This window comes from Rahnella sp. P4_A8 (genome assembly GCF_056402435.1).
In genome coordinates this window covers 1-4,850 of sequence record NZ_JBFUHK010000121.1, presented here as the reverse complement: position 1 = coordinate 4,850, position 4,850 = coordinate 1, and the positions used below count along the sequence as shown (strand labels likewise).

6 protein-coding genes and 1 pseudogene are annotated in these 4,850 nt (G+C 54.0%); 6 read left to right on the top strand and 1 reads right to left on the bottom strand.

The window, feature by feature from the left end; all coding sequences use genetic code 11:
* From AC1DUO_RS23345 to thiH, 6 genes are all read left to right on the top strand, one after another.
* Window positions 1-526, top strand: a 526-nt coding sequence (locus tag AC1DUO_RS23345; RefSeq protein WP_477988977.1) for a phosphomethylpyrimidine synthase ThiC, incomplete at its 5' end; no start/stop codon positions are given.
* Window positions 523-1,176, top strand: coding sequence for a thiamine phosphate synthase (gene thiE, locus AC1DUO_RS23340; protein WP_013577403.1), 654 nt, complete (start codon window positions 523-525; stop codon window positions 1,174-1,176). The genes AC1DUO_RS23345 and thiE, both read left to right, overlap by 4 nt.
* The gene (locus AC1DUO_RS23335) at window positions 1,169-1,918 is read left to right on the top strand and encodes a HesA/MoeB/ThiF family protein (RefSeq protein WP_112197870.1); all 750 of its coding nucleotides are present in this window, start codon (window positions 1,169-1,171) and stop codon (window positions 1,916-1,918) included. Before thiE ends, AC1DUO_RS23335 begins: the two co-directional genes overlap by 8 nt.
* Window positions 1,915-2,115 carry a sulfur carrier protein ThiS gene (thiS, locus tag AC1DUO_RS23330; RefSeq protein WP_037035715.1) on the top strand — a complete coding sequence of 67 codons (201 nt, stop codon included), beginning with the start codon at window positions 1,915-1,917 and terminating at the stop codon, window positions 2,113-2,115. The genes AC1DUO_RS23335 and thiS overlap by 4 nt, the downstream gene beginning before the upstream one ends.
* Before the next feature lies 1 nt (window position 2,116).
* Window positions 2,117-2,896 carry a thiazole synthase gene (locus AC1DUO_RS23325; RefSeq protein WP_013577406.1) on the top strand — a complete coding sequence of 260 codons (780 nt, stop codon included), beginning with the start codon at window positions 2,117-2,119 and terminating at the stop codon, window positions 2,894-2,896.
* A complete protein-coding gene (thiH, locus tag AC1DUO_RS23320; RefSeq protein ID WP_013577407.1) occupies window positions 2,893-4,071 on the top strand; it encodes a 2-iminoacetate synthase ThiH in 1,179 nt (392 codons plus the stop codon). Before AC1DUO_RS23325 ends, thiH begins: the two co-directional genes overlap by 4 nt.
* Window positions 4,072-4,302: 231 nt before the next feature.
* Here the strand turns inward: thiH and AC1DUO_RS23315 are convergent.
* Window positions 4,303-4,850, bottom strand: a pseudogene (locus AC1DUO_RS23315) (DNA-directed RNA polymerase subunit beta'); the annotation flags it as partial.

Genomic DNA, 4,850 nt, shown 5'->3' with positions numbered 1-4,850 from the left:
GGGTTACGATCACTTCACGTCCGGTATTGGCGCCGCGATGATTGGCTGGTTTGGCTGCGCCATGCTCTGTTATGTCACGCCGAAAGAGCATCTGGGCCTGCCGAACAAAGAAGACGTTAAGCAGGGTTTGATTACCTACAAAATCGCAGCACATGCTGCCGATTTAGCTAAAGGCCATCCCGGTGCCCAAATCCGCGATAACGCCATGTCAAAAGCGCGTTTCGAATTCCGCTGGGAAGATCAGTTTAATCTGGCTCTCGATCCGGCAACGGCACGCGCCTACCACGATGAAACGCTGCCGCAGGAATCCGGCAAAGTTGCACACTTCTGCTCGATGTGTGGCCCGAAATTCTGCTCGATGAAAATCACTCAGGAAGTTCGCGATTACGCCGCTGCGCTTGAAGCCAAAGCCCAGCCAATAGAACTCGTTGAATCCGGTATGGCGCAGATGTCTGCCGAATTCCGTTCGCGCGGCGGTGAGCTTTATCACCCGGCCGATAACCTCAGTTCGGAGAGCAGCAAATGAATCCGTCCTCTCAATCCTTTCCTGCCGTTCCATTCCACCTCGGTTTATATCCGGTCGTTGATACCGTGGAATGGATTGCCCGTCTGCTGGACGCGGGCGTTAAAACACTGCAACTGCGTGTGAAAGATTTGCCTGATGAGCAAGCCGAGCCAGCAATTATTGATGCCATCGCGCTCGGTAAAAAATATCAGGCCCGGTTATTCATCAACGATTACTGGCGTCTGGCGGTCAAGCATCAGGCGTATGGGGTGCATTTGGGTCAGGAAGATCTGGATACTGCCGATCTTGAGGCTATCCGTCAGGCCGGCTTACGGCTGGGCGTTTCCACGCATGACGATGCTGAAATGGCACGCGCTGTCGCGGTGAATCCTTCGTACATCGCCCTCGGCCATATCTTCCCGACGCAGACCAAAGATATGCCTTCGGCGCCGCAAGGGCTGGCAGAACTCACCCGACATGTTAAGAAGCTCGATGGCAGCTTTCCGACGGTGGCCATTGGTGGGATCAGCATCGACCGCGCGGCGTCGGTTCTCGACTGCGGCGTCGGCAGTATAGCCGTCGTCAGTGCCATTACTCAGGCGGCGGACTGGCGTGCAGCGACGGCACAACTGCTGGCCTTATGCGCCAGCAAGGTGCCGCAAGATGCTTAACGATGCGGCTTTTATGCGCTACAGCCGCCAGTTGATGCTGGAGGAATTCGGTCCGCTGGCACAGGAAAAATTACAGGCGGCGAAAGTACTGATTGTCGGCCTTGGTGGCCTCGGCTCTCCCGCAGCCTTGTACCTGGCAGCAGCAGGCGTAGGTAAGCTGATTCTGGCCGATGACGATCAATTGCATATCACCAATCTTCAGCGGCAAATCCTCTACCGTACGGCAGATCTCGATCAGCCCAAAGCCGTTCTGGCAAAGCGTGAACTGCTGCGCCTGAATCCGCTTTGCGAAGCGGTGGCCATCACGGAACGTCTGTCGGGAGAAGCATTGACCCGTGCCGTATCGGACGCCGATATCGTTCTGGATTGCAGCGATAACATGGAAACCCGGCATGCAGTTAATAAAGTTTGTGTGGATGCCGGTAAAACCTTGATCAGCGGCAGCGCCGTCGGATTCAGCGGACAACTTCTGGTTATTGAAGCCCCTTACGCTCACGGTTGTTACGCCTGTTTATATCCGGATCAGGAAACCGTACAGCGCAACTGCCGTACATCCGGCGTGCTCGGCCCGGTGGTCGGTACCATTGGTACATTGCAGGCACTGGAAGCGCTGAAGATTCTGGCTGGTCTGCCTTCTGTACTGAGCGGCAAATTACGTCTGTTCGATGGAAAAACGCAAAACTGGCGTTCACTGCAACTCACGCGTTCATCTGCCTGTGCCATCTGCGGAGGCCACGTGTGAACATTCTGGTCAATGATGAACCACACCAATTCAGTCAACCGCTCACGTTACTAAACCTGCTCAATTTGCTGGCGTTAAACCCTGCAGGCAGCGCACTGGCGGTTAACCAGGTCATTATCCCCCGTGATAACTGGCCAGCTCATTTACTGGAAGACGGTGATGAGATCTTGCTCTTTCAGGCGATAGCCGGAGGCTGACATGTTAAAAATTGCTGATACCACATTCACGTCGCACCTTTTTACCGGAACAGGAAAATTCGCCAGTCCGGCGTTGATGCAACAGGCGCTTGAAGCATCTGGCTCTCAGCTGGTGACTATGGCGATGAAACGCATCGATCTGCGTCGCGGAGGTGATGATATTCTGTCTCCTCTGCAACAGCTCGGCATCCGTTTGCTGCCCAATACATCGGGCGCTAAAACAGCTGAAGAGGCAGTATTTGCCGCACAACTGGCAAGAGAAGCACTGGGCACAAACTGGGTGAAACTTGAAATTCATCCCGACGTAAAATATCTGCTGCCCGATGCCGTTGAAACATTGAAAGCCGCAGAGATTCTGGTGAAACAGGGATTTGTTGTTTTGCCGTATTGCAGCGCAGATCCGGTGCTGTGTAAACGTCTGGAAGAAGCGGGCTGCGCCGCCGTCATGCCGCTGGGTGCGCCGATCGGTTCCAATCAGGGGCTGCAAACCCGTGATTTTCTGCAAATCATCATCGAGCAGGCTCGCATTCCGGTCGTTGTTGATGCTGGCATTGGTGCACCAAGCCAGGCCGCTGAAGCGCTGGAAATGGGGGCCGATGCCGTGCTGGTCAATACGGCGATTGCTGTCGCAGGTGATCCGGTTGCTATGGCAACGGCATTCAGACTGGCCGTTCAGGCCGGGATTATCGCCCGTCAAAGCGGATTAGGCGGCAGACAACGACACGCCAGCGCATCCAGCCCGCTGACCGGTTTCCTCAATACCTCGCAGGTGTTGTCATGAATAACTTCACAGATGTGTGGTCAACGCTGGACTGGGATGATATTTCACTGCGTATCAATAGCAAAACATCCCGTGATGTCGAACAGGCGCTCAGCCGCAACAAAATCAGTCGTGAAGATTTCATGGCATTGATTTCTCCCGCCGCGCTGCCTTACCTGGAACCGATGGCGCAACGCGCGCAACAACTCACGCGCCAGCGATTCGGCAATACGGTGAATTTCTTCGCGCCATTGTATTTATCCAATCTTTGCGCCAACGAATGTACGTATTGCGGCTTTTCGATGAGCAATAAAATCAAACGTAAAACGCTGGACGAAGATGAAATCAGGCGGGAATGCGAAGCGCTGAATGCGCTGGGTTTCAAACATCTGTTGCTGGTCACCGGCGAACATAAGGGAAAGGTCGGCATGGACTATTTCCGCCGTCATTTCCCCGCGATCAGAAGCCATTTCGATTCACTGATGATTGAGGTTCAGCCGCTGCAACAGGAAGAATATGCTGAGCTGAAAACGCTGGGGCTGGATGGCGTGCTGGTTTATCAGGAAACCTATCACGCGCCTACCTATGCTTTGCATCATCTTCGCGGACAGAAACAGGATTTCTTCTGGCGGCTGGAAACACCAGACCGGCTCGGGCGTGCGGGAATCGACAAAATCGGTTTGGGGGCGCTGTTCGGACTTTCTGGCAACTGGAGGACTGACAGCTATATGGTGGCCGAACATTTGTTGTATCTGCAACAAACCTACTGGCAAAGTCGCTATTCGGTGGCGTTTCCAAGACTGCGACCTTGTACCGGTGGCATCGAACCGGCTTCCCTGCTGGAAGAAAATCAGCTGTTACAACTGATTTGCGCTTTCAGAATGCTCGCGCCGGATGTCGAGCTCTCACTGTCGACACGCGAATCTCCCTATTTCCGGGATCACGTTATTCCGCTGGCGATCAACACTGTCAGTGCAGGATCTAAAACGCAGCCCGGTGGCTATGCCGATAATCATCCTGAACTTGAACAATTTGCACCGCACGACAACCGTTCACCTCAGCACGTAGCGAACGCATTGACCCGAGCCGGGCTACAACCGGTCTGGAAAGACTGGGACAGTTTTTTGGGGCGCGTCTCGCAGGAAAATGTCGCCGGATGGCAAACAAGTAAACTCTCAGGAATGCAGATTCCATAAAGTAATTTTGCCCCTCGCACCAGCAGGCCAGGAGCATTAATGTGCTTTTGCCACTGCATATTCGCAACTGGCCGGCGCCACTCATCCCGGCGCTGCTTCCAAATAGCCGGAACAGGTTATCGTCCAGTTCCCTGTTCCGGCTCCTCTTTTCAGATCGTTTCAACTCGCACACTTCAGGCAAAAAAAAACCGCTCCCGAAGGAGCGGTTCTATGCGTTTCGACAGAAGACGATTAATCGTCGCTGTTACCGAAACCTGCGTTCAGCAGTTCAGCCAGGTTAGCCGTTGCTTCATCCGCGCTGACTTGCGGTACAACTGGCACTTCGCCTTGTGCTTTACGGCGTGCACGATCCTGGTGATAAGCGTAACCGGYACCGGCTGGGATCAGACGGCCAACGATAACGTTCTCTTTCAGGCCACGCAGTTCATCACGTTTACCCGCAACAGCGGCTTCGGTAAGAACGCGCGTGGTTTCCTGGAACGACGCTGCAGAGATGAAGGATTCGGTCGCCAAAGAGGCTTTGGTGATACCGAGCAGATCACGGGTAAAGGTCGCCGTGATTTTGCCTTCAGCTTCCAGCTGGCGGTTAGCGATTTTAACGCGAGACATTTCTGCCTGCTCGCCTTCCAGGAAGTCAGTGCCACCAGCGCTAACGATGGTGCCTTTACGCAACATCTGACGAACGATAACTTCGATGTGTTTATCGTTAATCTTAACGCCTTGCAGACGGTAAACTTCCTGCACTTCGTTGGTGATGTAGCGGGTAACCGCGTGAACAC

Bases quoted from the DNA above. Each gene is read 5' to 3' on its own strand.
- thiE (WP_013577403.1), top strand. From the start codon at position 523: ATGAATCCGTCCTCTCAATCCTTTCCTGCCGTTCCATTCCACCTCGGT.
- AC1DUO_RS23335 (WP_112197870.1), top strand. From the start codon at position 1,169: ATGCTTAACGATGCGGCTTTTATGCGCTACAGCCGCCAGTTGATGCTG.
- AC1DUO_RS23325 (WP_013577406.1), top strand. From the start codon at position 2,117: ATGTTAAAAATTGCTGATACCACATTCACGTCGCACCTTTTTACCGGA.
- thiH (WP_013577407.1), top strand. From the start codon at position 2,893: ATGAATAACTTCACAGATGTGTGGTCAACGCTGGACTGGGATGATATT.